This window comes from Chryseobacterium glaciei, assembly GCF_001648155.1.
Lineage (GTDB): Bacteria > Bacteroidota > Bacteroidia > Flavobacteriales > Weeksellaceae > Chryseobacterium > Chryseobacterium glaciei.
The window spans coordinates 104,341-126,304 of record NZ_CP015199.1; the positions used below are offsets into that span (position 1 = coordinate 104,341).

The 21,964-nt window shown below is 34.2% G+C and carries 21 protein-coding genes and 1 pseudogene; 13 read left to right on the top strand and 9 right to left on the bottom strand.

Features of this window, described 5'->3' with window-relative positions; all coding sequences use genetic code 11:
- Window positions 1-20: 20 nt before the first annotated feature.
- The gene (locus tag A0O34_RS00395) at window positions 21-968 is read right to left on the bottom strand and encodes a FecR family protein (protein ID WP_066750012.1); all 948 of its coding nucleotides are present in this window, start codon (window positions 966-968) and stop codon (window positions 21-23) included.
- Window positions 969-1,205: 237 nt separating this feature from the next.
- On the opposite strand from A0O34_RS00395, the gene A0O34_RS00400 reads away from it, so the two are divergent.
- Window positions 1,206-1,826 carry an RNA polymerase sigma factor gene (locus A0O34_RS00400; protein WP_066750014.1) on the top strand — a complete coding sequence of 207 codons (621 nt, stop codon included), beginning with the start codon at window positions 1,206-1,208 and terminating at the stop codon, window positions 1,824-1,826.
- 640 nt (window positions 1,827-2,466) lie between these two features.
- Window positions 2,467-3,381, top strand: a complete 915-nt coding sequence (locus A0O34_RS00405; RefSeq protein ID WP_066750016.1) for a hypothetical protein — start codon at window positions 2,467-2,469, stop codon at window positions 3,379-3,381.
- 413 nt (window positions 3,382-3,794) lie between these two features.
- Here the strand turns inward: A0O34_RS00405 and A0O34_RS00410 are convergent, their stop codons facing one another.
- Window positions 3,795-4,406 carry a response regulator transcription factor gene (locus A0O34_RS00410; RefSeq protein WP_066750018.1) on the bottom strand — a complete coding sequence of 204 codons (612 nt, stop codon included), beginning with the start codon at window positions 4,404-4,406 and terminating at the stop codon, window positions 3,795-3,797.
- Between the two features lie 20 nt (window positions 4,407-4,426).
- On the bottom strand, window positions 4,427-7,393 hold the full coding sequence (locus A0O34_RS00415; RefSeq protein ID WP_066750020.1) for a sensor histidine kinase: 2,967 nt from the start codon (window positions 7,391-7,393) through the stop codon (window positions 4,427-4,429).
- 600 nt (window positions 7,394-7,993) lie between these two features.
- Between A0O34_RS00415 and A0O34_RS00420 the strand changes: the two genes are divergently transcribed.
- The 10 genes from A0O34_RS00420 to A0O34_RS00465 all read left to right on the top strand — a co-directional run bounded on the left by A0O34_RS00420 (window position 7,994) and on the right by A0O34_RS00465 (window position 16,232).
- Entirely contained in the window at window positions 7,994-8,698 is a 705-nt protein-coding gene (locus A0O34_RS00420; protein ID WP_066750022.1) for a hypothetical protein, read from the top strand.
- Window positions 8,699-8,709: 11 nt separating this feature from the next.
- Complete coding sequence (locus A0O34_RS00425) at window positions 8,710-9,450, top strand: hypothetical protein (RefSeq protein WP_066750025.1); 741 nt, start codon at window positions 8,710-8,712, stop codon at window positions 9,448-9,450.
- 11 nt (window positions 9,451-9,461) lie between these two features.
- Window positions 9,462-10,169, top strand: coding sequence for a hypothetical protein (locus tag A0O34_RS00430; protein ID WP_066750027.1), 708 nt, complete (start codon window positions 9,462-9,464; stop codon window positions 10,167-10,169).
- Window positions 10,170-10,389: 220 nt separating this feature from the next.
- The gene (locus A0O34_RS00435; RefSeq protein ID WP_066750029.1) at window positions 10,390-11,184 is read left to right on the top strand and encodes a hypothetical protein; all 795 of its coding nucleotides are present in this window, start codon (window positions 10,390-10,392) and stop codon (window positions 11,182-11,184) included.
- Between the two features lie 21 nt (window positions 11,185-11,205).
- Window positions 11,206-12,594: a PQQ-binding-like beta-propeller repeat protein gene (locus A0O34_RS00440; protein WP_066750031.1), complete on the top strand. Its 1,389-nt coding sequence runs from the start codon at window positions 11,206-11,208 to the stop codon at window positions 12,592-12,594.
- A 271-nt stretch (window positions 12,595-12,865) separates the two neighbouring features.
- Window positions 12,866-13,138, top strand: a complete 273-nt coding sequence (locus A0O34_RS00445; protein WP_066750035.1) for a hypothetical protein — start codon at window positions 12,866-12,868, stop codon at window positions 13,136-13,138.
- Between the two features lie 292 nt (window positions 13,139-13,430).
- On the top strand, window positions 13,431-13,868 hold the full coding sequence (locus A0O34_RS00450; RefSeq protein WP_066750037.1) for a transposase: 438 nt from the start codon (window positions 13,431-13,433) through the stop codon (window positions 13,866-13,868).
- Window positions 13,865-14,089, top strand: coding sequence for a hypothetical protein (locus A0O34_RS00455; protein WP_066750039.1), 225 nt, complete (start codon window positions 13,865-13,867; stop codon window positions 14,087-14,089). Before A0O34_RS00450 ends, A0O34_RS00455 begins: the two co-directional genes overlap by 4 nt.
- Window positions 14,090-14,436: 347 nt before the next feature.
- Window positions 14,437-14,769 carry a transposase gene (locus A0O34_RS00460; RefSeq protein ID WP_066750041.1) on the top strand — a complete coding sequence of 111 codons (333 nt, stop codon included), beginning with the start codon at window positions 14,437-14,439 and terminating at the stop codon, window positions 14,767-14,769.
- A 176-nt stretch (window positions 14,770-14,945) separates the two neighbouring features.
- A complete protein-coding gene (locus A0O34_RS00465; protein ID WP_066750043.1) occupies window positions 14,946-16,232 on the top strand; it encodes an autotransporter outer membrane beta-barrel domain-containing protein in 1,287 nt (428 codons plus the stop codon).
- 346 nt (window positions 16,233-16,578) lie between these two features.
- Here A0O34_RS00465 and A0O34_RS22775 read toward each other — a convergent pair.
- From A0O34_RS22775 to A0O34_RS00495, 6 genes and pseudogenes are all read right to left on the bottom strand, one after another.
- Window positions 16,579-16,824 (bottom strand): annotated as a pseudogene (locus tag A0O34_RS22775) (DUF4421 family protein); the annotation flags it as partial.
- A 258-nt stretch (window positions 16,825-17,082) separates the two neighbouring features.
- Window positions 17,083-17,850: a LytR/AlgR family response regulator transcription factor gene (locus A0O34_RS00475; RefSeq protein ID WP_066750047.1), complete on the bottom strand. Its 768-nt coding sequence runs from the start codon at window positions 17,848-17,850 to the stop codon at window positions 17,083-17,085.
- The gene (locus A0O34_RS00480) at window positions 17,850-18,884 is read right to left on the bottom strand and encodes a sensor histidine kinase (RefSeq protein WP_066750048.1); all 1,035 of its coding nucleotides are present in this window, start codon (window positions 18,882-18,884) and stop codon (window positions 17,850-17,852) included. The genes A0O34_RS00475 and A0O34_RS00480 overlap by 1 nt, the downstream gene beginning before the upstream one ends.
- Before the next feature lie 111 nt (window positions 18,885-18,995).
- Entirely contained in the window at window positions 18,996-19,670 is a 675-nt protein-coding gene (locus A0O34_RS00485) for a DUF4397 domain-containing protein (RefSeq protein ID WP_066750050.1), read from the bottom strand.
- Between the two features lie 72 nt (window positions 19,671-19,742).
- Window positions 19,743-20,192, bottom strand: coding sequence for a hypothetical protein (locus tag A0O34_RS00490; RefSeq protein WP_066750052.1), 450 nt, complete (start codon window positions 20,190-20,192; stop codon window positions 19,743-19,745).
- Between the two features lie 11 nt (window positions 20,193-20,203).
- Complete coding sequence (locus A0O34_RS00495) at window positions 20,204-20,797, bottom strand: porin family protein (protein WP_066759375.1); 594 nt, start codon at window positions 20,795-20,797, stop codon at window positions 20,204-20,206.
- Between the two features lie 513 nt (window positions 20,798-21,310).
- Between A0O34_RS00495 and A0O34_RS00500 the strand changes: the two genes are divergently transcribed.
- Window positions 21,311-21,922: a TetR/AcrR family transcriptional regulator gene (locus tag A0O34_RS00500; RefSeq protein ID WP_066750054.1), complete on the top strand. Its 612-nt coding sequence runs from the start codon at window positions 21,311-21,313 to the stop codon at window positions 21,920-21,922.
- The last annotated feature ends 42 nt before the right edge of the window (window positions 21,923-21,964 follow it).

Sequence of the window (21,964 nt, forward strand, 5' to 3'; positions counted from 1 at the left end):
ATATACTATTTTGCGGATTTTTATTTTTTCAAAATATATGTTTGGTTATCTTTTTCTACTTGCAGACCTAGTATAAATGCCAGTGCTTCTATATTTTCGTCGGTAGTTCCACCCGTAAAGTCTGCCGTGATTTTCTTATCTGAAACTTCTTTAGGATATTTGATATTGATGTCATGATTTTTTTGTAAAACTTCAATCACTTCTTTTAAAGACACATCATTAAAGCTCAAAGACAATAAAGTAGAATGCTTCTTACCCGAATTCTTTTCAGTTGAAAATGAAATAATTGCAGCCGTGCGCGGAATTCCGAAATTGGTCCATTTCTGATGAGGTTTAAGGAAAAATACTGGAACTCCGGTTGATGAAACGGCAACTTTACCTTCATAAAGATCAACCGTCTTGTCATTTCCTGATTGCGAGATTTTAAAAACCGTTCCTAAAACTTTAGTGCTAAAACCATCGGCATTTACAATAAATGGATGCTTTTTAGATTTTGCAACGGAAAATATCGCGTCTCCTTTTAAAGCAACAACTCTAGTATCGGCGGGAAAAGATTTTTCTACCGTAAGCTCAGCACCCGGAAATAAGTTCACCAACGAGCCGTCTGCCAAATGAATTTTTTTGTTCCTAGAATCAGCAACATATACATCCGGTTTAAAGAAAGTATTGTAGGTGAAAATTCCGCCTAATGATAATAACAGAATGATGACCGCCGCAGCCTGATAAATATATTTTTTAAAGCTAATTTTATGATTAGCTATTGTTGGCTCTACAAAATAAGGTTCCAAAGCGAATAAAATTCTCTCCCTGGATTCTTTTATATGAGTTTTATCCAGATCATTTTCAACATGAGCTTTCCATTTTTCCAACACTTCGGTTTCTTTTTGGGAAATCGTTTCTCCTGAAACCTCTCGCTGCCAAAGCCTGAAAACAAAAGCTTCAACATTTTTATATTTAAGACTCTTCATAAATTGTCAATTCACAAGTATTACTATCTGTAAAACTGTGAAAATGAAAAACTTCCCCAAGCCGATTTTAATATTGAATTAACATTAAGGTCGACTTGTTAACCGTTTTAGATGATTTTTAATACATCCTCAACATTCGCTTCATATTTTAATGGAATTTTTCAGAAATAATTAATATTGAATTTGCTAAAGTTCACAAAAAGTTAATTTTGCATTAGGTAATTTTGTCGTGTAATTATGAACCCGACAGACCATACTTTATTAAAGAAAATAAAATCAGGTGACAGACCTTCTTTTATGCTGTTGTACGAACGGTATTGGGATAGTCTTTACCGTTTTGTTTTCGTCAGAACCAGAGATAAGGAGATTTCGGAAGAGCTCCTGCAGAATCTTTGGGTAAAAATACTTGAGGATACAGCCGTAATTCAGACCGATGAGTCAGAAAGCGCAAAAGGCTATTTATTGCGTTATCTTCACTACAGAATCATCGATTATTACAACAGTTATAAAAAAATTCCGCCGATTGTAAGTATTGATGAATCTGATTTTCCTATTGAAATAACCGATACAGAATATTTTGAAATTCTTGAAGAAAATGATATTTCCGCTTTATTCCTCATGATCGATGAAGTGGTTTCTCAACTTCCCGTTACCGAACAAAACGTGTATGACATGAGAATCCGGAAAAATATGTCTGTTGATGAAACAGCAGAAGCTTTGGGTTTAAGTAATAAAACGGTCAGTAATAAATTAAGTAAAGCTTTGGGTGAAATTCGTGAACAGCTGAATCCTGATTACCAATCTTCTAAAAAGCTTATTTCTCTATTAATGCTGATGGAAATGATAACGAAGTATTGAAGTTTGATAAAGTGATTTTACTTCTCTAAACAAATTTTTACATCCAATTTTTGTTGCCCAGAAAACACCCTAATTAAGCTTGTATAATTTCAAATTTTCAGGCTATCCTATATAAAATTTCACATATTTGAGATATAATAAATATCTATCAACTTTAAAAAGGTACTCGATTTCAATTCGATTGTAAATGGAATAGTTATATAATATATTACCTCCGTTGTGCATTATGAATAAAAAAGTTTTTTCGTTTGATTGAAAATCAATATTTATCCAACACAAACCACTTATAATAAGCAATTTAAAACATATTTCACATGCCATATTTCTTGATCATGAAAGATTTTGAATATACAAATACATACTGCGTAAAATTTTAATCAAATAAATAGTTTGATTCTCGGTATAGTGAAATGCCTGTTATGCAATCTACAAAAGTGTAACAAAAAAACTGCATCATGTAGTAAAAAGAGCACAAGATTACTAGCTTATTTTCTTAGCAAAACACATAGATTTGAAGGGTAAAATTAGTGTAATATAATAATCCATTAATAGATAATGTATCATCACTTCAATTATCAGATTTTATTATTGAGACTTTTCTACTAAAAATAAAAAACATATAATTTAAAAAATTCATCTCATGAAAAAACACTTTATTATCGGTGGAATGTTCTTGCTGGTATCCTCTTTTACTTTTGGGCAGATTGGAATAAATACAGCAAATCCCCAAGGAGCATTCCACATTGACGGACAAAAAAATAACCCTGCAACAGGAGTTCCAAATACAACAGAACAATCTGATGATTATGTTGTGACTGCAAACGGAAATGTTGGGATAGGTTTAACGAACCCCACGGCCAAGCTAGAAGTAAATTCAGGAACTGCCGGAGTATCAGGACTAAAATTTGATAATATCAACAACTCGACATCAGTTTCTTCAAACCTTGCATTATTAGGAGTAGATGCAGCTGGAAATGTAGCCACAGCTGCGGGTACAACAGTAGCAGGGGAAATTGGAGATGTGAAAAACTCATTCAGAACTGCAGATTACAATGGCTGGTATCTTTTAAACGGAAGAGCTATTTCTACACTTTCTGCGTCAGCACAAGCAGCTGCCGCAACATTAGGATTTACAACCAATTTACCTGACGCTACTGATAGAGTTCTAAAGACTAAAACTACCTCAGAAAACTTAGGCATTACAGGAGGCTTTAACACACTTACTCTTGTTAGAGCCAATCTACCAAATTTTAATTTCGCGGGGACAATCAGTGGTACCGCATTATCTAACGGAGCTCATACACATACTCCTCCGGCTGGCGCTTTTTTATTAGGAGGTACTCAGATGGGTAATAATGGTACAGGTAATTTTGCTGGTAATGCTCCCGCAGGTGCATGGGGTGGTATAGGTGCGAGTGCTAACACAGCATCAGCGGGAGGCCATACACATACGTTAAGTGGCACGGCAAGTGTACCTTCAGGTGGTACGGGTACACCTTTAGATAACAGATCACCATACTTAGTTGTTAATACTTATGTGTACTTAGGTTTATAATTATCTATTACTTTGTGACCACTTAAAAATTTTCATAATAGTAGAGCTTTCAGTGAGGATTTAACATTCAAGTTCGTTTATTAATGACACCTATAGCGATTTTGTCCCGAAATTCTAAGTCTTCTTTTTTTCAATCCGATGACTATTTCTGCATTATTTTTGTAATCCATTTTACTCACAATCTCTAATCTTTAACTGAAAGCAAATTAGTATCTTAAAGTCTGAGCATTGAGGAAGAGTAAATTAAACAATATCCGTAAATAAATTATAACATATAATCTAATAATAGGTAGCTACAAATCTTTTGAGGTGACATAATAGTCAACGTATCATTACTAAATAAATTCATGTTTAGTTACAGTTTAAAAGCAAATTCAACAATATTTAAATACTATTGAGTTTGCTTATTTCAGTTAATTCGAATCATTATAAATTTTCAGAAGATCAATAATATTCTTAACACCTAATTTAGCATAGATTCTTCTTTTATAGGTACTTACTGTAGATATATTAATATTCAGAATATTAGAAATTTCTAAATTCCCATTTCCCTGAACTAATAGCCTAAAAACTTGCAATTCTCTTTCCGACAAAACTTCTGTTCCATTTTTTTTTGACCGATTAAAAGCCTGATCGATAAGTTTTGACGGGTAATAGTACCCCTGGTCAAAAATAGATTCAACCGCTTTTATCAGTGCTTTTTCACTACATAATTTATTTATAAAACCTTCCGCCCCCTCATGTATATATTCCAGAGCTGCACTTTCTTTAGCAGAGGAAAATATCAGAATCATCAAATCTTCCTGTATTCTCTTTAGCTCTTTTACCATAAATTTAAATGTACTCCCTGGCATTTCAATATCCAAAATGATAAGGTCGAACCTTTCACTCCGAATTTTTTCTTTTACTTCATCATAATTTTCAGCACATTCGATTGAAACGTCACTGAAATGATTTTTCAAAAGCATTGAAGTTCCGAAGGTTACTATATAATGATCATCAGCGAGCAATATTTTTTTATTCATTAATTATATAATTATTTGCATTAAATTAAAATTTTGACAATTGTTCCTCTAGATGTATTGTTATGGAAACTAATTCTGGATCTGATTTTTTTAGCAAGTTGAATAACCATAGGAAGACCCAATCCTTTCTTTGCAAAAATTAAATTCTCATCTCCAATATCTAAAAATAATTGATTGTAATATTCTATCTGATCTGTTGACATTCCTTTTCCTGTGTCAGAAATCCTGATTTCAATTTCACCATTAGTACGATCATTTGTAATTATTATTTCACCATCAACAGTGTTTTTTACAGCATTATCAATAAGATTATGTAAAATTGCTGAGATAATACTTATATTGACTTTTATCCTAGCATTTGAATTACAAAAGTTATGAATAGTTGTATTTTTTTCTGCAGAGATTTCTTCAAATAATAATTTTTTATTTTCAACTAAATCGTACAAAGAATATTCATTTTCTTCCAGTATATTTTCAGCTTTGAATAGTTCAGTATATTCCTTCAAACCTTGCGTAAATTTAAAAAGCTGACCTGAAGCCTTCGTTATGGCCTCAAAAAATTTTTTCTGATCATCAATATCTTCTGTCTCGTTGAGTTTTTGAGAAAGTAATGAAATAAACTTTACCGGAGTTGTAATATCGTGACTGATACTTTGTAGAATATTTTGTTGATATTCAGATTCATTTTTCAGTTTATTCTTCGTAACCTCAAGTTCATCACTCCTATTTTGAAGATTATTCTGTAAATTCTTATTACTGACCCTTAAAAAATTGGTTCTCATCTGAATGACAGTAACTATTGCCCCAAATATTAGAAAAAAAGCAATAATTTTAAATATAAGAGTCTGATAAAAAAATGGTTCAATTTCAATTGGAACAGTCTTATAAGTAAATTTTCCATTTTCAGAATGAATAAATCTCACAATCAAATTATATTCGCCTGGATCTATATCGTTAATAGAGTATTTTCTCTCATTACTAATATTTTCCCATTTTTCATTCTTGCTATTTTCCAGCTTACCTTCTAAATAAATATTTTCAATATTAGAAAAATAAGGAATGTCTATATAGATATCTGCAGTTTTAAAGTTACTTTTAAGTTGTAGTTTATCTTTGAAATTGACTATGTGATTGTCAATATTTGCTCTTTCAACATATATCTGATTGGGTTTGGGGTAATAATTTTTCACCTCATCTGGCTTAAAAAAAACAAAACCTTCCATTGAAGGAAATACAAACTCACCATTTTCTAATATATTGCCACCAGGATGTGCACTATTGAATTCATTGTTCAATAGGCCATTCAGTTTTGAATATCTATAATAAATAACTTTATTATTTTTATTTTTGGCATAATTCAACAGCATTTTTTCGGCAACTCTGAATAAACCATTATTAGAAGAAATCCAAAAAAAACCTTTGTTATCTTCTAATATAGTATGTGCACTTGAAATATAGCCATCCATGTCATCGGGCATTTTAACAGGCACATGGTTTTTGAGTAAATACCACCCTTTATTATAGGTCGTAAACCAAAAATTACCATCTTTTGTTCGTGAAATTTCCTTAATGGAGATATTAGCAGTCAGTTTTTTTATGATCTTGTTTTGAGCTATAGAAACCAGATAGATACCGTCATTACAACCCACATACATCATATCCTTATTATATTCGATGATACAGTTTATATTATCCCTAAATCTGATGCTATTTGTAATCTTTTGAAATTTATCATTGGTAAATAGATATAAATAATATTGATTTTTTGCATCAATGATATTTCCCATATACAATCCATTAGATTTAAACCAACCTTCAACACTATGAGAAAAAGATAAAGAATCGCTCCTTTTATATTGTGAACTCCTATATCTTCTATGTAACTTATTATACTCTACATACATTAGGTTTTTCGAGTCATCATAGAGCATGTATCTTTTTCCGGATCTAACATTAATAGGAGATATTAATCTGGTTTTATCCTTAAAATATTCAACCCCGTCTTTTGAAATCACTGAACTTTTAGAGAAAGGCAAAGAAGCATAACAAACTTCGTCAGCAAAAGGAATCTTCTTCTGTGAAATATAAAAATTGGAAAGCGTAATGATGTTAAGTCCTTTTATAGCACTACCAAGGTAAATTTTATGGGCACTTTCATCATAGAACATACAACCCACAAATTCATTTTGAATACCTTTATATTTTAACAAAAAAGCAGGTTTCATTTTACCATTTTCTATTTTGTTTAAATATATATTGTCCTCGTTAATAATAAATACTTGACCCGTCGCCTGATGCCAATATATTTTTGTCTTTGGATCGTTATAGATAGAAGGATTGTTATCATACGATACTTTTCCATTCTGGATAATCATTGTCCTTCTTTTTGAGTGATCACCTATATAAATCGTATTATGATCTACAAAGGCATTGGCGAGCTTATTATAATTAAAATTTTGGAGTATTGTTAATTCCGTTTTACTACTGCCATTATTTTTGTATTCAATGGAGTGCTTACCGAAAAAATAGGTTTCGCTACCTATTTTAATATAATAATAATCTGTGTCGGGGTAGAATTTTTGTGTGAAACTATTTTTATTAAATTTTCTATAGACTTTACCATTAACAATTCTATTATTATATACAAAAGAATTATTTTTCGAAGTGAAAACCTTAATTTTTCTTTCTGATATTACAACACCTTCTCTTTTTAAATCATTAATTGAAAAGAAATCATCTTTACCAAAAGTTTCAAAATCAAAAAAACTAAGGCTGCTAATTTTGGTACTATCCAGCAAAAAATTCTTTCCGTCATATCTCATTATCCCCCCATCTGTAGCCAACCAAATAAAACCATATTTATCTTTTACAATGTCTTTAATGCTATTTTGAGGTAGACCATTATCCATATTATACCACTGAGAAGTATAATTTTGAGCTTGTATGAATAATGAAAAAAAAACGGCAATAACGTAGTATAGTTTCATTAATTATATACTTTGATTATTATGGTGTAAAGATAGGAGATAATATTGTTACAATGATGCACATGTAGTTTTCTTCGTACAACAATGTAAACCTCTTCGCACAAATAATATCTATTTAACGAATGCATTATATTTAAATTCGCTTAGGATAAAATTACATATGCTTGTCAAACAGCTATAATCATTTTTAGCCTCTTGAATAGAAAACTTTCTTTGTGTTGTTATTTATTTTTTTAGAATTACTATCAATTATTGTATGATATTAATACTTTTCTCCTTTTAAAATTTGTTCCCAAACAAGACGTTATTTTGACAAAAATGATGAGAAAAAATGGAAAAGGCATTTTACAATAATTAATTATCGGAGCAAATGAATTGCTCCGGTTTTTTTTAGTTGCAAAAGAATAAATCAATCTTAGTAAAATAACTTCAGACACTGATAATCTTAAATTTTAAATTCACATCAGTTTTTTTACAATAATGTAGTCTTTTAACTACATCAACTTAGTATTATTCGTACAATTATGTAGCTTTCTTTGTACAATCAAGTCTCTGTTTAAGTAGTTCATTACGAGTAAATTCGCATAAAACAACGACACTATGAAAAAGATTGTACTCGTAGCATTTCTCGCGTCAGGCGTTTATGCAAAAACCCAAGTGGGTATTAAGACAACATCCCCAACCAAAATTCTAGACATCAATGGAGACCTCAGAATAAGGGTACTCCCCCAAGGAAGCACCTCACAAAGCCTCCTTATTACAGATGTAAATGGGAATATGCTCCAAATGCCCATTCCAGAAATATCTCATTCTCCGGGAGATATAAAAGACAGTTACGCAACCACAGATCATGATGGCTGGTATTTATTAAACGGAAGAAATATCAGTACATTAACTGCCACGGCAAACGCTGTAGCCATTTCTTTAAATTTTAATACTACACTGCCGGACTTTTCCGGCTATTATGCTAAAGCAGCAAAAAATGAATCGTTAAGTGCTGCCGGAGGAAATGCATCCTATACACTTACCAAACAGAATATGCCAAATTTTGCGATTTCAGGCAGCACTTTAGGCGGCGGTAGTCATTCCCATACTGCAACAGACCGTACTCCATACGGAGCAGGTCCAATCTGGGGTCATGCTACCGACGGGACTGTCAACTGGGCTCAATCCACAACCAGAACAACCAGTTCCAATGGAGCACATACCCATACACTTTCTCTTAATTCAAATGGTTCCGGACAGGCATTTGGACTTACACCAGCATTTCTAGCCGTTAATACCTTTGTTTATTTAGGTCTCTAAAATTATATACGATGAAAAAAATATATTCTCTCTTGTCAATGCCGGCAATTCTACTGATCCTATTAATAACTCCGAAAAAAATTAATGGTCAGGTCGGTATAAATACAAATAATCCAACCAAAACACTTGATGTAAATGGAGAAATGCGCATCCGCCTTTTACCTTTGGCAACAACCGATACGTATAGTTTAACGGTTGCAGACGTTGACGGAAATGTCAGTTCTGCAACATTGGTCATTCCTTCCTATACTTTTGGTGATATTAAAAAAGGCTTTCAGTCGACAGATCATGACGGCTGGTACCTGCTCGACGGAAGAGCAATAACTACTTTACCGCCAAATGCGCAGACAGCAGCAAACACGCTTTCGCTTGTAAATCTTCCCGATGCAAGAGGACGGTTATTAAAAACAAAAAATGGATCTGAACAGCTAGGTGCTTTAGGAGGAAACAACAACATCGTACTTAGCCGTACAAATCTCCCTGCTTATAATTTTTCAGGGACAACTGCACCTAATGGTCAGCATAACCATACAGTGTACGAACTCCACCAGAACACAGCTCTTAATCATCTAAATTTTCAATACTCCCCAGGTTGCTGCCAAGTATATGGCTATAGGCAAGACGCAAGAGGAACCAGTGGAGTTGGTAATCATACCCATACTTTTACAGCGAGTTCCGAAGGAAGCGCAGCGAGCTTTTCCATCATTCCACAGCACATCACAGTAAATACATTTATTTATCTGGGAAATTAAATCTAAACACAATGAAAACAATACAATATTTTATAGTTTGTGTTCTGTTTGCAACCATTGCAAGGGCACAAAGCATAGGGATCGGAACCGACAGTCCTACAAAAACACTGGATGTGAATGGAGAAACGAGAGTTCGTCTGTTGCCATCCGGTAATATGCAAAACAAAAACATGATAACGGTAGATCAGGACGGAAACCTCTACAAAACTGCAAATATTGTTGTAATGGGAGATCTTAAAAGTGGCTTAGAAACCACAGATCATAAAGGCTGGTATATTCTGAACGGAAGAAATATAAGTACACTCTCCACAAGTGCCAGGAATGTAGCAATATCACTGGGATTCACCACCACATTACCGAATTCTGCAGACAGGATAATAAAAACAAAGACTTCAGTACAGGCACTGGGATTATCTGGAGGAAGCAATTCCCAAGTTCTGATACAGGCAAACATACCCGTCTATACAATGGCAGCAACATTAAGTACGATGGGACCACACACCCATACCTGGGAAGACCATCACACATATCCTGCAGGAACCCAAACAGTGCCTGATGGCGGAAGTTATGCACACGCCCACGAAGGTGGTGATATAAATACAACCTCAGACGGATTGCATACCCATACGGCAACATCCCCTACAGGCGGATTATCCACAGCGTTTTCTCTCCTTCCGGAATACCTTATTGTTAACACTTTTATATATCTGGGAGAATAAAATATTCTTTAATAAATATCAAAAAATCAAGGCTCTAATTCATTAATTACTCACAATAACTCCCCTGAGCAAATAGTTATCAGAAGTCCAAATTCTACCAGATTACTCCTATTTGTAGTGCGTTTGGCCAAAAGGAAATTTAATATACAGCCAATCTGTATTTCTTTGAATCAGTAGACATTTTCATGTACAATTCAAATAATTTTAAATCGTAAAAAAAATGAGACAAAAGACATTTTCAGCTGTTATCCTTTTTATAGGCTTAACAATTAATGCCCAAGCAGTGGGCATTGGTACGGCTTCCCCGGCAACTTCATCAATCTTGGAATTGAGCGCTACAAACAAAGGTTTTCTGGCTCCCAGAATGACAACGGCAAACCGAACAGCTATCGCATCACCCGCAACAGGACTTCAGGTGTATGACACCACCACAAACACCTTTTGGTACTACAATGGTACAGTCTGGGTAAATTCAAGCGCAGCAGCTAGCGGTGACAACTTGGGAAATCATTTAGCAACACAGCCGTTGGCATTAAATGATAATGAATTACGGTTTAGAGCTGCAAACGACGGCGGTCAAAAGTTGGCATATAGTGCTACAGTCGATGGTCCTATTCTTACAGGATATGACGGCGGAGCTTTAGCAACAAGCAGAGACGGCTCGATCAAGAATATTTTGACTTGGAACAATGCAGGTAGTGTACAGGTAAACGGTGCTTCAACAAATACTGCAGCTTTCGATGCTGGCTCAGGAAATGGAATAGATTTCAGTAAAAGTAATTTGGCGTACACTACAGCCAATCCTGGAACAACATTTACGCTTACGGGCATAAAAAACGGAGGTACTTATACGCTCAGTGTTAGAGGCACTACAAGTGGAACGGCAAATTTTAATGCTTCAGGTTTTACGGTAAAATATGCTAATAACCGTGCAACCACCGCTGGTACAGAAACACTATATACGATAATCGCAATGGGAACAACTGTATACATTTATACAGCTACTGGTTTTTAATTTTTTTAAATATCAAAAAATATGGGAAAAATTAAAAATACACTTACAACGCTTTTTCTATGCATCGTACAACTTTGTGTTGTACAGTATAGCCAGGCACAGGCAGTGGGTACGCCCTATATGCCACAACAGGAAGTCCCCATACCATTTAGTTTTCTGAATGGGGGGGATGCGGGTGAATCTACGGAAGATGTCCAAAACACAACTGATGGGGGGTATATCACTATTGGTAGCTCTCAATCAAGAACATTAATAGGCGGTGGCGTAGTATCAGGCGCGGGAGCCAATCACGGTCAAGTTGGAAATTATGACTGGATAATTATAAAATATAACAAGCTTGGTAAAATAGAGTGGCAGCGCTTTTATGGAGGTGATCAAAATGATTGGGGAAGAGCAATCAAGCAAACCAGTGATGGAGGCTATATTATGACAGGCTTTACGGCTGCTTCTGGTAGTGGGGATGTACCGGCACAACCCGGAAGCAACCCAGTAGTGATGGTAGTTAAATTAGATACCTCGGGTGCTATTACTTGGCAAGTAAATATAGGAAGCGGCACCCTAGCATCAGGTAGAACTATACTACAAAATACCGATCTGACCTATATAGTAGGGTTTGATATCGGTGCTGTTAAGCTAAATAGCGCAGGTAATATCATTTGGCAATACAATGCAGCAGCGGGTAATAGCATGATACGTAGTTTAATCGCCACAAGTGACGGTACCGGCTACATAATGGCAGGATATGGAAGTAGTACTTCTTTTTTAATTGTAAAAATAAACCTTACAGGAGCCTTGGTATGGCAAAAGAATTACGGCGGCAGCGGTCAAGAGGAAGCTACGGAAGTAACCCCAATGCCAGATGGCGGGTGTATCGTTGTAGGTATGTCACTCTCGTCTGCCAGTGGCAACGTTACTGGAACGAACCATGGGGGTAACGATGTATGGGTAATGCGATTGGATATATCTGGGAACATTGTATGGCAGCAACTCCTTGGTGGCAGCGGTAACGAGTACGGCTATTCGGTCACCAAGACAGCCGATGGCGGACTTATGGTGGGAGCCTACTCTAGTTCTTCTGCCAATGGCAATGTAACGGGTACCAACAATGGCGCTGCTGATGTGTGGCTGATTAAGCTTAGTACTGCCGGGGCTATTCAATGGCAGCGGTTGTATGGTGGTGCTGACAATGATGGTGCTCTTCCTGGAAATGTCGCTCTAGTTATGAATTCTTATAGGCCATCATTAGTTAGGGTGAGAGAGACATCTGAGGGTAATTTTATCGTGTTGGCACCCTCAGCATCCAGTAATAGCTCGAATGTAACAGATACAAATAATGGAGTCACCGATATGTGGCTGTTTAAAATCGATCCTTCCGGCAATATTATTTCTGTGCCTAATATTGGGCAATAAAATATAGGTTCAACTTTTATTCAGTAAGAGAATTAAATTGGTTATAGATGAGCTTGCTTTCAGGCATAGTCTTTTTAGCAAGCTCTATTTTTCAAGTTTTCACGCTTACTATTCTTTGATATTTGGTAGAGAAAAATAATCATTAGTGGGAAAAAATTATTATTTCGAAAAAACTAGTTTTTAACATTATAATTAAAAAATCATGAAAATCACTACTCGAATGATGCTACTTTGATTGAATTGATTTAACTCCTGATCAAAAATTCAAAAAATGACAAAGTTAATTAATAACGTCAAAAATAAATTCTATGTTGAATCCCTTTCAGAATATATTGGTTTTAAAGGAATGCACAGAAACGAAGTAATCTCGGAAATGAAAATGGAATTTCTTCCCGATTCCGATGATGGCCTGCTGATCTATCTCATCCATAAAACATGGTATGGAAGAAAGACGTTTTTATTGGTTCTTTTTGATGATGATAGTACTGCAGATGCAGTGATTTTAAGAACATTTTACTGGTATAAGATGAACAATACTTTATGAAACAAGGAATGAACTTAAATGAATCTGCAAGAGTAATAAAGATTATAATTTAAAGTAAAAAAACTGATTTATAAGGTATTATACTTTCGTAAACCTTTTTAATAAAACATTAATACTTCAACAGCTTCTCTTCCTTTAGTAAAAGTCAAATTCATCCGATGGGTATAGAAATAATGCTGCATTCCAATAACTCCATTGACTGAGCTACCCATCAAGCCTTAGTATAAACCACTCGAACAGCAACTCGAAATATATCTACCGGGGATCTGTACTATTCTAATAAAATAAAAATATGGACAACATTATTAAAAATATCCACATTGGCAATTTAATACATCAGCGAGTAAAAGAGGACCAGACTGAACTTTCCCGGATCTGTAATTTTATGCAGTGTACAGAGGAAGAAGCTGAAAAAATGTATCAATCTAAAACAATTGATACAGAAGTTCTTTTACGTTGGAGCAAACTGCTGAAATATGATTTTTTTAGGATCTACAGCCAGCATCTGATCATGTATTCTCCTCCATCATCAGTTGATTATAATAAAACTAAGGCAGGTAAAACTTCTATACTTCCGCGGTTTAGAAAGAACATCTACACTAAGGAGATGATAGATTTTATCCTGGAGATGATTGAGAAAGAAGAGAAAACAAAAAATCAGGTCATGCAGGAATATGGAATTCCCAAAACTACACTTTATAAATGGATCCATAAATTCAGCCGCTTATGAATATAGATAACTACCAAAACTTAAAAGGTAAGAACAAAACACAGATAGTAGATGAACTGGGGGAAGAGTTTAATTTCTTTCCGGCTGATATGTGGACTTATACACTGGGAAAATCATGGTTTGGACAAAAGAAAATTCTGGTCATTTTATTCGAAAATGATACTGCAGTAAAATTATATACAAAAAGAACGTATGGGAAATTCAGCAGTAGTAATTTATAATATATATCAAAATTAAACACCGCTTTTTTACCAAAACGGCAGCTTTGATCAGGCTCTATAAAACCAATCTGCTTTATACAAATTCAAGGGCTTCATCATTATACCTCAAATAATGTCTGTATTCGTTTTTCATGATTCCTGCTATATAAATGCACGAGTTCAATAATTTTTTTAAAAGAAAATTCAAAGCAGGACTAAAAATTATTTTATACATATAGACTAAAGACAACGGTTTAAATAAAGTAACTGTTTAAACTTAACCTTTTCTTCTAATCATTCACGATACACAGGAAAGTACAATTTAATAAATATTAAAAGAAATCATCATCAATACTAAAAAAGAACCAATGGAACAATCAGGATCAGTTAATTATAAAAGAATATTTACAGATATAATCACAAAGAAATTTCCTGAAAAAATAACTGAATGTAGAAGTATTTTGGATAAAAAAGCACTATCCGTTTTAGATGTGATAGAACTTAATCGGAAAATATTCGGAAACTCCGACAAATCAACACAAATCTTTAACCAGAAAGAAAGATCATATAATGAATCCGCCATTTTAAAAATACTGGATTACCAGAAGAAGAATAAATTAAATAATTCTCAATTAGCACTCCACTTTAAAATGAGTAGGAACACCATCAGTAAATGGAAAAAAATATTTATTCAGCAATAGATAGACAAAAATAATTAAGGCAAAATTCAATAATGGTTAATTGAAATAAAAAAGAACACGAGTATATTCATCTGCCCCACTGAATTACTCATTGCCACGAAAAATAAGATCAATTAATCAAGCACGAAGCCTTTATCATTAATAATACAATATCTCTTTATAAAACTTTTATCAAAATGAAAAAAAATTATTTTCTCTTATTCGCCCTCATCATTGGCGAAGCTGCATACTCGCAGGTAGGTGTAAATACAGCAACGCCAAATGCCACATTCGATGTGACGGCAATTCCGGCAGATTTGAGCAAAACCGATGGGTTTATTGCACCCAGGTTGAAAGGCGCTGAACTGAAAGCAAAAGATGCAAATTATACCTTGCTACAAACGGGAGCAATCGTCTATGTTACCGAAATATTAGCGCCAGCCGACACAACTGCCAAAACGATAAATGTAACAGCATTAGGCTATTTCTATTTTGATGGAAATATCTGGCAAAAAATGACAGTAGATTTAAGGGTTGTAGGTAGTAGCCATATTACACAAGATGCCGGAATTGGCAGTAATGGAACAAGTGTCGGTACAGGTACAAACAATATCGCTCTGGGTAAGGATGTTTTAAAATCGAACACCACCGGAACAGACAATATTGGTATTGGTGCCTCTGCACTTCAATCAAATACAAGTGGAAATGGTAACTTGGTAATTAGTACAGAATCCAGTCAGTTTAGTGATGGAAGTGGCGGTAACAATACAACAGGAAGCTATAACATTGTGTTGGGAGGTTCTGCACTTGCACAAAATACAGCCGGGGAATATAATCTGGCCATAGGCGGTGCTGCTCTTAATTCTAATACTACAGGAAATTACAATACGGCAATAGGTGGAATCTGGACGCTGGGACAAAATACGACAGGAATCTTAAATGTTGCGGTGGGTGCAGAAGCATTGACAAGTCAAATTATTGGAACCGGAAATGTTGGTATTGGTGCTAATGCGCTTGCAAATTTTATTGGTGATGCCAATAGTTTCGGGAACATTGGATTAGGTTACAATCCGGGTAATAACCTAAGATCAGGGAGTGATAATATTCTGATAGGAAGAAATGCAGAAGCAAAAGTTTCGCAAACCGGATCTAATCAATTAAATATTGGTAACTGGATTTTTGGAGATAATGGTAAAATTGGTTTAGGTACAGCCTTCATTCCCACAAATACTTTACACGTTAAAGGAGGTACGACAAACCCTATCCGTTTCGAAGGCTTGAAAGCAGGCACATCAGCAGATAAAATAGTTGTAGTTGACGCAACAGGTATTTTAAAAACGATAACTACCGCTTCGCTTTCCGCTGCAGATTTTGATTTTAGCTCGCTTCCATCGTATGACAGTGATTCTTTAGCAGCAGCCGGTGGTCTGGCATCAGGCAAGCTATATAAAACGACAACTGGAGAAATTAGGATTAAATTATAGATTCTACTAAAAGTGTTGCCTTTTACTCTTGCTTTCTAAAAGGTTCATATAAAAATCTAAATAGCTAGTCTTAATTTTAACTAAGGACATTGCCGAGACAGTACATCTGAATATCAGTCGGAGCAATAAATAGTAATGAGCGATTCTATCAACACAATTGAATCCCAATTAAGCAGAAAGTATTCCCTTCTATTTTCTGTAAGAACTTTGAATAGTCAGAACTCCATAAGTTATGCTTACGGAGTTTTTGTTTTGGGGATTATCTGTACTCAGAATTAAGCTGATTATGCTTCACCATCCCAGGCACACTAAAGATTCGTGTAGTTATGTGTTCTTGATTAAAATATTATTGCTTTTTTTGAAACACTTTTTTATTAAAAAAAATAACAAAAAGCATCCAATTATCATTAATAACCCAGGAATAAGCATAACCAGCATTAAGCCCTAATTGAATATTTTCAAAATCACCTTGTGATTTTAAACCTTCAATTTTATAATAATAATAATAATAATAATAATAATAAGCTCCAACTCCTAAAAACCAGCTACCTGCTGATCGAAATTTTATTTCGTTGAGATCGAACGCCGCTTTACTTGAAAACGTTCTAAACCAACTCCCAAGTCAAGCGGATAACTGGGAGCATAACTCTGTTTGTCATCATTTAGCTGAATAAAACTGGTCGAAACATTTCCCATAATTCTGATTTTCTGTGGATATGATCTTACATACACAGAGTCTGATTCTTGCGCTTGCACAATTAATATTGTGTAAATCATTAAGAAAAAAATCAGAAGTTTTTTGAATTTCAAAAGTTGTTATTTTTTTATGATTGTAATCAACGTTATTCATTTATAGATTATTGTTCAGCCACTTTATTAATTTAGGTTTTTTTTCCCTACTTACAATAATTTCTTTGTCAAAAGAAAACGTCATAACGAGTTTCATTTTTCTCGGGAAGTATTCTACCGCTTCCTGTAATGAACTGCGGTTGATCAGAAATTGCCTGTTCGCCCTAAAAAAAGTTTGATTTACTTGTTTTTCAGTTTCCTCGAGTGTCTCCGGTATCAAGTATGTTTTCCCTGAGAAAAGCAGGATGTGATTCACTTCATCTTCCAAATAGAACATGGCTATCCTATCCAATGATACTGGCAGAAGCCGGTCTCTATAACGGATCATAAATGTCCCGCTTTCTTTCAAACGATAAGATTCCAATGTCTGTTTAACGGTTTCATATTGCTGCAAAATATCTTTTGCCAGTACTGTTTTAAGGTTTAGAAACTTTTGAATAGCTCTCTCGATAGACATTTTGTCATAAGGCTTCAATACATAATCAATACCGCTGGACTGAAAAGCTTCTATCGCATAGTTATCATAGGCTGTACAAAATATAATAGGAACATCGATTTCCAACTGTTGATAAATTTCCAAACTTAATCCGTCACCCAATTGTATATCACTAAAAATAAGATCTGGCCGGCTATGCGATGAAAAATATTCCACTGCTTCGCTAACAGAACTCAGGATAGCCTGTAATTGTATCTCAGGGTCTATCCGTTGCAGAGTAATGTAAAGATCTTCAGCAACAAGCTCCTCGTCTTCTATGATCACAATTTTCATCAACTTACAAATTTAAAAAGTACAGAAAATACCTCATTGTTATTACGTACTATAATGTCCTGTCCTGTTAGAAGTCTGTAGCGTTCGGAAAGATTACTTAGACCACTTTTGAGAGAGCTTTCATTATATTTTTTCTTATTGATATTGTTTGATATTTCAATAATATCATTTTGTTGGCAAATTTTAACTCTAAGCGGTTTTTCGATAGTTAATGCATTGTGCTTAATCGCATTTTCAACAAGGGGCTGCAATGAGAACGATGGTACTTTTCTATTTAAAGACTCATTATCATTTATAATGATTTCCCAGTCCAGAGAAGAGTTAAAACGGATTTTCTGCATTTCAAGATAGTTTTTACAGATAGCCAATTCCTCTTCAAAAGTGGATGTAGAGGCTTTGCTATGAGAAACGGATGCTCTTAAAAAATCTGATAACCTAAACAGATATTGTTCTCCCATTTCATGATCTTTATTATACAGAACTTTCAGTGTATTAAGTGCATTGAAAAGAAAGTGTGGATGGATCTGCTGTTTCAGAATAAGATTTTCGGCCTCTGTATTCCGCATCTGTAGCCGGTAATTTTCCAGATCTGCCTGTATCTTTGCTCTTCTGATGATAACAAAATCGTGTAATGCAAAAATGAACATATTAAGAAAAACAGCGATCATAGTGTAAATAATGACCCATCTCAATTCCCCAAAATGAGTATCTACATGAGCTATAGAGGTGAAAACGATCCAAGAAATAAAATATAATATGATACCAAAACCAAATCCTAAGATATACCTGTAAAATTTAAATCTTATAGGATTTTTACTGAATTTTAGAACACAAAACTTCAAAACAAAAGCCTGAGAATAGCTGGTTGCCATAATATACAGTCCACTTTTGATGCCCATATAAGGGATCTTATACTGTTCAAGAACCAAAAAAGAAAAAGAAAATACAAAAACCACACCCGAAAGCATATTGTTTATTTTGTATACATCCCTAAGACTTTTGGAATTGATATGCGTGCTGATATTTCCAGACATTTGTTTCTATATTTTAAAGACAAATTTATTATTAAAACTGTTTGGTATCTAAAAAAAGCCTGATAATTACTATCAGGCCCAGAATTTTTAAAAAGCTACACTGATATTATGTTAATAAATAACTCTATGAGCTTCTACAGTAGAAGAAGATTCTCCACTAAAGTAAATCGTATAGATCTTCCCTTCTTGAATATCTGTTATTTCAAAATCTTTAATCAAATTCCCAGACCCTGTTCCATAGATCGAAAATGAAAAAGTCCCAGGATTGATTGTTTTATAACCACTCTCAATATTCCTACTCAAATTGTTCACAATTTCATTACCAGAAGCATCCCTGATCCTGATATCAGAAGGTATTCCATCACTCAAATGGATAAATTTCACTTTCGCTTTACCAGAAGATGGAGAAGAAAGATCATCCTCGTATTGCTTAATTCTTGCAGTTGAACCTGAGCCAACAAGATAAGCTGTATAACGTTTCGTATTCGCCATCCAAAGTTCCCCATCAGCAGATCCACTTTCACTACTCTGATCTCGGAAGGATGCAGAAAGCCTGTTTCCTGAGCTGACACTGATATAATCTGAATATTCTGTATAACCTAAACCTTCTTTTAATAAGTTTCCTAAAAGATAAAAGTTCTGGGCAGAAGATCCCTGTGCAGCATTTACGATTTTGAGCTGCGCAGAGCCATATTCGTCCACGTCATCTTTTTCACATGATGACAATCCTAACAATATTAGCAAAATACTCATGGCTGTTGATATTTTTTTAATAATATTTTTCATTTTAAAATCAATTTAATTATTGCTATCATTTATCTCTTAATTTGTATTAATCCGCGTTTACATGATCAATAATTAGAAAAAAACGATCCATAAACAAAGAATAGAGAAAATGAAAATCATTATCAGAATGATAATTGTTTTCCTCTTTTTGTTTTCCTGTTTTCTTTCAAGCTGTGGGATTAATTGGCTTTCTAATACTGATAACTTTTCCTGAATGATCTTATAATCAGCATCTGCACGATATTGCTCTATCGAAAGCTTTTTACCTAAAAAACTCACTCCTACATCTATTTTATCTGTGAAGGCATCGATGATCTTGAAATCAGCCCGATAAGGATATAGAACTTCTTTGAAACCAGTATTTCTTTTTTTTGAAGTATGATGAAGAATGGCATTGATATATATCGTTGCTGTATCAGTTAATCTGATCACTTCAATTTTGACGTCCTCGACATTTTCGGAATATGAAAACTTCAAGAGATCTTCAGCATTAAAAATAGCTTCTTCAAGTACAGGTTTCATATCTCAAGAAATTAAAAGATATAAAATATACTGCCCTGAATTACAGCATTTTTAAAGTCAGGTTTAACGGATGAAGATGTAAACTTCCCAACATCAGTAAATCCATAATAGTATCTCGCTCCAATTCCTAATCCTTTTACCGGACCGGTTTTGAATTGATAACCAAGACCGGCAACCGCACCCCCGTCAATTTTATCAGCAAACTTCTCAAATCCGGTATTCTTTGCATCTTCGATCAAGATATTTGCCTGACCGCCTATCTCACCGTACAATCCAATATTCGAATGGTATTTTAAAAGTATCGGAACTGAAAAATAAGATAGTTTGAGATCCTTATCCCCTACAGCAAAACCATTTTTAATTTTTGCACCCTGAGTAGAATAGAGAAACTCTTCCTGTATAGACCATTTCTCAGTAAGAGCAAAATTTACAATAGCTCCGGCATGAAAACCGGTCAAGCCTTCTGTTTCAAAACTAGCACCTTCAAAATTGCTGTAATTGGCTCCGGCTTTTAATCCAAAGTGAAATCTGCTCCATAAACTTTGTTGCCCAAATGCAGCATGGCTCACTAACAGGGTGGCAGCCACTAAAAATACTTTTTTCATTGTTTTAAATTTTAAATTCTGGGACAAAACTATAAGGATTGTATTTTCTAACATAGAAAAAACAGATTGAAACGGACAAATATTCAGCAGAAGCGGTTATGTGTTAACAAACACAATCCCTGTTAATCATAAATAATTTTGTAATACCCTTTGCATAATTAAAGGAATTTAATCTATAGCAAACTTTAGGGCTAACTTTTGATTTTTCTGCAACATCATACATTGCGATCCAAAATTACCATCTTGGAGTAAGAGATTGGTTGTGGCATATTTATTTTTGTTTCTATATTAATCACTAATGAATGTTGTGAAATAAGCTGTCTAAAAAAAATGATTCTTTGCTAGAATTAAATTATCAAAAAATGCTTGCATAATTGAACAGTGTTCAGTAAATTTGCATCGTAGATATTTTTAAAATAAAATGATTCAGTATAAAAATTGATGTCTGTATAATCATTTTATTTTTTCTATTAGATATAATTAAAACAAACCTAAATTAAACCTTTAAATATTATGAGCATCACAGATAGAAAATATAAGGAAAAGCTGGAAATGCGTAAGCGTATTTTAAATGGGGCACGTAAAATTTTCCTTGAGAAAGGATATGAAAATACGAGTATGCGAAATATTGCGAGCGAAATTGATTACAGTGCAGGCACACTCTATTTTCACTTTAAAGATAAAAGTGAAATTTTTCACGAACTTCATAAAGAGGGATTTCGTCTGTTACTTGATCAGCTGAAAGTGTTGGACAGCGTTACAGATCCCTTTGAGCGTCTGAAAGCGGTAGGTAAAGTATTTATAAAATTTGCACAAGACAATAAGGATTATTATAACTTAATGTTTCTGGTTGACGAATCATCATCCGACACTTCTGAAAGTGGCGGTTTTCAAATTGCACAGGAAGCAATCAATCACCTCTTGGAACTTATTAAAGAATGTCAGAAAGAAGGCAGATTTAAAAATATGGACGCTGAATATTTCACCTTTATGTTCCTGTCATCCATACACGGGATATGTGCACTTTTCTGTAAGGAACGCACACTCAACTTTGTAAATAAAACAAATGATGAACTAATGATGAATGGCTATGATTGTTTTGTTTCACTTCTTGAAAAAGGGTAATCCTTTTTTTTATCCTATAATTGAACACTGTTTAAATTTATT

Bases quoted from the DNA above. Each gene is read 5' to 3' on its own strand.
- A0O34_RS00395 (WP_066750012.1), bottom strand. From the start codon at position 968: ATGAAGAGTCTTAAATATAAAAATGTTGAAGCTTTTGTTTTCAGGCTT.
- A0O34_RS00400 (WP_066750014.1), top strand. From the start codon at position 1,206: ATGAACCCGACAGACCATACTTTATTAAAGAAAATAAAATCAGGTGAC.
- A0O34_RS00405 (WP_066750016.1), top strand. From the start codon at position 2,467: ATGAAAAAACACTTTATTATCGGTGGAATGTTCTTGCTGGTATCCTCT.
- A0O34_RS00410 (WP_066750018.1), bottom strand. From the start codon at position 4,406: ATGAATAAAAAAATATTGCTCGCTGATGATCATTATATAGTAACCTTC.
- A0O34_RS00415 (WP_066750020.1), bottom strand. From the start codon at position 7,393: ATGAAACTATACTACGTTATTGCCGTTTTTTTTTCATTATTCATACAA.
- A0O34_RS00420 (WP_066750022.1), top strand. From the start codon at position 7,994: ATGAAAAAGATTGTACTCGTAGCATTTCTCGCGTCAGGCGTTTATGCA.
- A0O34_RS00425 (WP_066750025.1), top strand. From the start codon at position 8,710: ATGAAAAAAATATATTCTCTCTTGTCAATGCCGGCAATTCTACTGATC.
- A0O34_RS00430 (WP_066750027.1), top strand. From the start codon at position 9,462: ATGAAAACAATACAATATTTTATAGTTTGTGTTCTGTTTGCAACCATT.
- A0O34_RS00435 (WP_066750029.1), top strand. From the start codon at position 10,390: ATGAGACAAAAGACATTTTCAGCTGTTATCCTTTTTATAGGCTTAACA.
- A0O34_RS00440 (WP_066750031.1), top strand. From the start codon at position 11,206: ATGGGAAAAATTAAAAATACACTTACAACGCTTTTTCTATGCATCGTA.
- A0O34_RS00445 (WP_066750035.1), top strand. From the start codon at position 12,866: ATGACAAAGTTAATTAATAACGTCAAAAATAAATTCTATGTTGAATCC.
- A0O34_RS00450 (WP_066750037.1), top strand. From the start codon at position 13,431: ATGGACAACATTATTAAAAATATCCACATTGGCAATTTAATACATCAG.
- A0O34_RS00455 (WP_066750039.1), top strand. From the start codon at position 13,865: ATGAATATAGATAACTACCAAAACTTAAAAGGTAAGAACAAAACACAG.
- A0O34_RS00460 (WP_066750041.1), top strand. From the start codon at position 14,437: ATGGAACAATCAGGATCAGTTAATTATAAAAGAATATTTACAGATATA.
- A0O34_RS00465 (WP_066750043.1), top strand. From the start codon at position 14,946: ATGAAAAAAAATTATTTTCTCTTATTCGCCCTCATCATTGGCGAAGCT.
- A0O34_RS00475 (WP_066750047.1), bottom strand. From the start codon at position 17,850: ATGAAAATTGTGATCATAGAAGACGAGGAGCTTGTTGCTGAAGATCTT.
- A0O34_RS00480 (WP_066750048.1), bottom strand. From the start codon at position 18,884: ATGTCTGGAAATATCAGCACGCATATCAATTCCAAAAGTCTTAGGGAT.
- A0O34_RS00485 (WP_066750050.1), bottom strand. From the start codon at position 19,670: ATGAAAAATATTATTAAAAAAATATCAACAGCCATGAGTATTTTGCTA.
- A0O34_RS00490 (WP_066750052.1), bottom strand. From the start codon at position 20,192: ATGAAACCTGTACTTGAAGAAGCTATTTTTAATGCTGAAGATCTCTTG.
- A0O34_RS00495 (WP_066759375.1), bottom strand. From the start codon at position 20,797: ATGAAAAAAGTATTTTTAGTGGCTGCCACCCTGTTAGTGAGCCATGCT.
- A0O34_RS00500 (WP_066750054.1), top strand. From the start codon at position 21,311: ATGAGCATCACAGATAGAAAATATAAGGAAAAGCTGGAAATGCGTAAG.